Annotated in this window: 2 protein-coding genes and 2 pseudogenes; 3 read left to right on the top strand and 1 reads right to left on the bottom strand. The window is 59.0% G+C overall.

Annotated features, from left to right (window positions below; all coding sequences use genetic code 11):
• Window positions 1-1,520: type I polyketide synthase (locus tag SM418_RS37665; RefSeq protein WP_371946434.1), on the bottom strand; the 1,520-nt coding region annotated here is incomplete at its 3' end.
• A gap of 1,272 nt (window positions 1,521-2,792) precedes the next feature.
• Here SM418_RS37665 and SM418_RS37670 point away from each other — a divergent pair.
• The 3 genes and pseudogenes from SM418_RS37670 to SM418_RS37680 form a co-directional block, all read left to right on the top strand.
• Window positions 2,793-3,338, top strand: a pseudogene (locus tag SM418_RS37670) (transposase); the annotation flags it as partial.
• 139 nt (window positions 3,339-3,477) lie between these two features.
• On the top strand, window positions 3,478-4,980 hold the full coding sequence (locus tag SM418_RS37675) for an ISL3 family transposase (protein WP_371966175.1): 1,503 nt from the start codon (window positions 3,478-3,480) through the stop codon (window positions 4,978-4,980).
• 24 nt (window positions 4,981-5,004) lie between these two features.
• Window positions 5,005-5,298, top strand: a pseudogene (locus SM418_RS37680) (transposase); the annotation flags it as partial.
• Between the last annotated feature and the right edge of the window lie 124 nt (window positions 5,299-5,422).

Below are 5,422 nucleotides of genomic sequence, written 5' to 3' on the forward strand. Positions count from 1 at the left end.
CGGGTCGTCACCAACGACCACCCCACCCCCACCGGATCCAACTCCGGCCGAGACTCCACAAACTCCCGCAGCCGACCCGCCTGCGCCCGCAACGCACCCTCACCACGACCCGACACCACCCACGGCATGTTTCGCGTCATAAGCGATGAGCGCTTTCCAGCACTCATTCCAAGCAATTTACTTCCGTCATTCTCATCCACACAGTCGAGCCAATCAGAAAGTATAATATGGCAATTTATGCCACCAATACCAAAGGAACTTATCCCAGCCAGTCGTGGTTCCGTACGACGCGGCCAAGGGTCAAGGGTTGACTGCACACACAAACCAAGCCTATTTATGGGAATCAGCGGATTAGCGGACTTAAAATTCCGACTAGCGGGAAGGTGTGCATATTTCATCGAAAGTATGACCTTGAGCAAACCAGCCAATCCGGCAGCTCCCTCCAAGTGGCCAATATTCGTTTTTACCGAACCAACAAAAAGGGGAGAACCCGCCTGTCGCCCTTCTCCAAAAACTGCACCCAGCGCTGCCGCTTCAATGGGGTCCCCCAGTTTTGTACCCGTGCCATGTAGTTCCACGTATTGGACATCAACGGGATTGATGTGAGCCTGGGCGCATGCGAGCCGTAAAACTTCCTCCTGAGCAACTTGACTAGGTACAGTGAGGCCAGTTTCAGCGGCCCCACTATTTACGGCACTGCCGCGAAGAACGCTATAGATTTCATCACCGTCAGCGATTGCCTGCGATAGAAGCTTAACGACGAGAACAACCCCACCTTCTCCCCTGACGATTCCATTTGCACGCGAATCGAAGGTATAGCACTCTCCTTCTGGAGACAGTGCGCCAAGTCGAGATATTCCGACTAAGCTTTCCAGGGCAAGATTTAGATGCACTCCCCCCACAAGTGCCGCTATAGACTCACCATTACGCAAACTCTGGCAAGCCATGTGCATAGCTACCAACGAAGACGACTGTCCGGTATCCACTACCAAACTGGGGCCACGAAGACCCCAAAAATAGGATATACGGTTCGCAATCATGCTACGATGCAGCCCGGTAAATGAATACTGAGAAATAGCCGTCACACCATACCTATGAAGCAACATAGAGTAATCATTAGAGATGGCACCTACATAAACACCAAAAAGGCTACCTTTAATATCTTCTGGACTGACCCTCGCATCCTCTAGAGCCTCCCAACATAGCTCCAGCATCAAACGCTGCTGCGGATCCATCGCTGTAGCTTCCCCCGGAGTAATACCGAAGAATTTTGCATCGAAGCGATCGATATCCTCTACAAACCCTCCGCGTCTTGCGTCAGAAAACTCCGAAAGTCGCAACATTCGTGAAAGATCCGGGTCGAGATCCGACCTACTTTTAGGACTATCTATAATTGCACTATCGCCCGTTCGGAGAAGCTCCCAGAACCTCTCCGGATTAGGAGCTTTAGGAAGCCGACAAGAAGCACCGATGACCGCCACAGGCTCGGCGGCACATCCGACTTCTATTTCCGGTGCCATGATTACTCCTAGAGCCAACTGTTACTTCCACCAGCGGTTCATTGAAGGATAGTTGACTATTTGAGTCACCTATCGACTTTCCATGAAATCCGTCAAAGAAAACAAAATTTCTAATTGCGTCGCAATGAGATAACAGTGCATCAGCATGGGCGTCTGTGTTTAAGTGACAGCAGAAACGCCAGGATCACGGCTACGATGTCGATCTAGAAGCGGGATAATCCGATCCCCAAAAACGTGTTCCTGATCAACTGAAGTGGAGGCGTACACAGACTATTTGGGCCCATTATGCGGGAACTGTGCCTCTCGTTGAAGGGATCAGACTCATCTGCAACTTCTGGCGGCAGCCTTTTACAAGCAAAGCGCCGAGCCAAAAGGCCGACACTGACCCCATGGACTCTCTTTTACTCGTAGGTTGCACCATGACAAGGTTGCCCCAACTTTCCCCGTTTGTCCAGACTACGGATGCCCGCACTTGAACATGGGCGGTCACGTTGAGTCAGCAGCACCATCAGACTGAGTTGATTCCAACCGCGTTCGACCTGGTAGTGCAGGGTGCGAATGGTTTTACATCGGGGCCTCTTGACTAGTTGAGCAGCGGAACTCCGCATGCACGAGGTTTCGGCCGACGGCATCGCGTTCGCCCATGGCGTGGTGCCGGTTGAACAGCTTGGCCCGTCTGCCGGGTGTGTGCCGCTCAAGTATTGACTTACATGGTCTGAGCTGCGGCTATACGATGTGAGGCTGTTCGTTGATCACGCCCAGAAAGGCAGGTCTTCGCCGTACGGAGGACAGGTCATTGAGCCTTTTCCATCTTGATCGTGCTGGTCACAGCGTGGTTGCGGTGCTGGACCCGCGTCCGAGGCGGATCTGGTGGGTAACGCAGCGGTCGTGTAGCCGACGCTGCAGTCATCAAGCGCATTGGGCGGGGTGCTGTTGCACACCACGGTCAGCAACATGGGGAACATCGTGAACGAGCACGTCATCGCAGAGACGAGCGCGTGGCACCTCCACCAACATCACCTGCTTGGTGCCGGTCGACGAGCCCTCCGACGACTCCAGAGGGGGTATTCCCTCAGGTGTGGAAAGTGATCTTGCTGGGGAGCAAGTGATCAGTGGGTGAAGCGCCCACGTTCTTCGGGGGGAGAACGACACGTCATGTCCGTGATCGACCGTGTCGACGGCACCACCTCAACTACCGTAAGCGATCTTCCGGCTACCGTGACGGAGGTGAGTGAGCCCGAGCACCACAGCGCGCAGGACCAGCGGCGTCCGATCCGGGAGCTGGTCGATGACCGGCTGCTGGACGAACTGCTGGCCCGGTCCCGCGACCAGGCCGGCGGGCTGCGCCTGACCGGTGAAGGGTCGATGCTCGGCGACCTGGTCAAAGCCGTCCTGGAACGCGCTTTGGAGGCCGAGCTGACCGCCCATCTCGGCTACGACAAGCACCATGCCGACGGCTACGGGACCGGCAACTCCCGCAACGGCAAGATCGCCAAGACGGTGCAGACCGGGGTCGGGCCGGTCCGCCTGCACGTGCCCCGCGACCGGGCCGGGTCGTTCGAGCCGGTGCTGGTGCCCAAACGCGCCGGGAGGGTGTCGGGCGGGCTGGACGACATGGTCATCAGCCTGTACGCGCACGGCATGACGGTGCGCGACATCATCCACCACCTCGACCAGGTGTATGGCACCCAACTGTCACCCGAGACCGTCTCCCGCATCACCGACCAGGTGATGGAGGAGGTCAAGACCTGGCAGCGCCGCCCGCTGGACCCCATCTACCCGGTGGTGTTCCTGGACGCCCTCATGGTCAAGGTGCGGGCTCTGTCGCAAACCGTGTGATCCCGGCGGACCTGATGCGCGAAGATGATCTCTGTGTGATTCAGACGTTGTCGAGCTTCTCTTCCCTCAATGGGCATCGCTGCAGGTGGAGCTCTGCGAACGACGTGACGGCGCTGTGGTGGTCCAGGCGAGGGCGAAGGCGGCGGCCGCTTCATGCTCGCGTTGCGAGGCGGTGTCGGGTCGACGGCATGGCTGGTATGTGCGGCGCCTCCAAGACGTCGCCGCCTCCGGCTGTTCCGTAAGACTTGAATTGAGGGTTCGCCGTTTCCGGTGCGTGAGCAGCGAGTGCTCGGTGAACACGTTCACCGAGCAGATCCCGGGACTGACTCGGCCGTATGCCCGGACGACCACGTCGTTGCGGAACCTGCTCACCGCAATCGGGCTCGCACTTGCCGGCCGGGCAGGAGTTCGGATGGCTGAGACCTTGGGAATCGCAGTCGGCAGGGACACGCTCTTGCGGTTGGTCAGAGCGATCCCGGATCCACCTGTCGGCCAGGTTCAGATCCTGGGAGTGGATGATTTCGCCATCCGGCGAGGACATAACTACGGAACCATCCTGATCGATCTGGGAACGCGGCGTCCGGTCGATCTGATCAATGGCCGGGACGGCGACGCCCTGGCCGCATGGTTGCGTTCCCGGCCGCTGCCGGAGGTGATCTGCCGGGACAGAGCCGGCGGTTATGCAGAGGGAGCCCGGCAGGGAGCGCCGGACGCATTGCAAGTCGCCGACCGTTTCCACTTGTGGCGCAATCTGGGCCAAGCGGTGGAGAAGGACGTGTCGGCAGCCCGGGCGAGCTTGGCGGCGGCTTTGGCGGCCGCTGTAGAGTCCCGGCGCACCAGCGACGCCCCCACGGTGGTCAATCATCGTGAGCTGCAGGTCGTAGCACGGATCCGGAAGCATCATGCCGCTGTGCACGAACTCCTAAACCAGGGACTGAGCAAGGCCGCGATAGGACGGCGGCTCGGTCTGCATCAGGCGACGGTCCGCAAATACGCCAACGCGACGGTCGAGGAGGTCACCGCGGCCAACCAGCAGCGCGCCAGCATTCTAGACGGCTATCACGAGCATCTGCACCGCAGGTGGAACGAGGGTATCCGCAACGCCACCCAACTCATCAGAGAGATCACCGCACTGGGTTATCGCGGAACAGCACAGCAAGTCCAACGCTATCTACGTCGTTTCAGGCCTACTGGAACGAGCGAGGTCGAGATTCCACCTCCCCGGCCACCAGCCGTCCGGGACCTCACACGCTGGATCATGTCCAATCCCGAAAACCTCGACCAAGAGTCGACCATCAGATTCCGAAAGATGCAGCGCCTCAGCCGAGATTTGCACAGGCTGACCAGGTACGTGAAGGATTTTGCTGTGATGCTCACCCAACTCGAAGGCCAAAAGCTCGATGACTGGATCACCTGCGTCGAAAAGGACTCCCTCACCGCGATAGCCGGGTTCGCACGGAATCTGCGGCGTGACTACGACGCCGTCCGTAACGGACTGACCATGTCCCATAGCTCCGGCCCAGTCGAAGGGCACGTCAACCGCGTGAAAATGCTCAAACGCCAAATGTTCGGAAGAGCGAAGCTCGACCTTCTCCGAAAACGAACACTCCACGCCGCGTGAGATCACGGACTTTGCGACAGAGCCAAGGTGCGCGACAACCACGTCGTGCACAACAAGCCCGCCTACCTGGCGGTCGGGATCGACACCGACGGCGACAAACACGTCCTGGGCATTTGGGTCCCCAAAGCCGGCGACGGCAACCCGGTCGGCACCAACCGCATCGGTGAGGGCGCCGCGTTCTGGCGCAGCGTGGTCGCCGACCTGCGCAACCGCGGCGTCCACGACATCCTCATCGCCTGCGTCGACGGCCTGACCGGGTTCGAGGACGCCATCACCTCGGCGTTCCCGCACACCACCATCCAATCGTGCGTGGTGCACCGGACTTGTAAGGAAACAACACGGTGCTTCTCGGTTTCCGGTTCGATGAGTCGGTATGGCCATCTCGGGCGAGGTTCGCGATCAGCTTGCGGCGCGCTTCGCGGTGTTGTTGCCGCATCTGAAC

Origin of the sequence: Actinomadura chokoriensis (assembly GCF_041463665.1) — a bacterium.
Classification (GTDB): Bacteria; Actinomycetota; Actinomycetes; order Streptosporangiales; family Streptosporangiaceae; genus Spirillospora; species Spirillospora chokoriensis_A.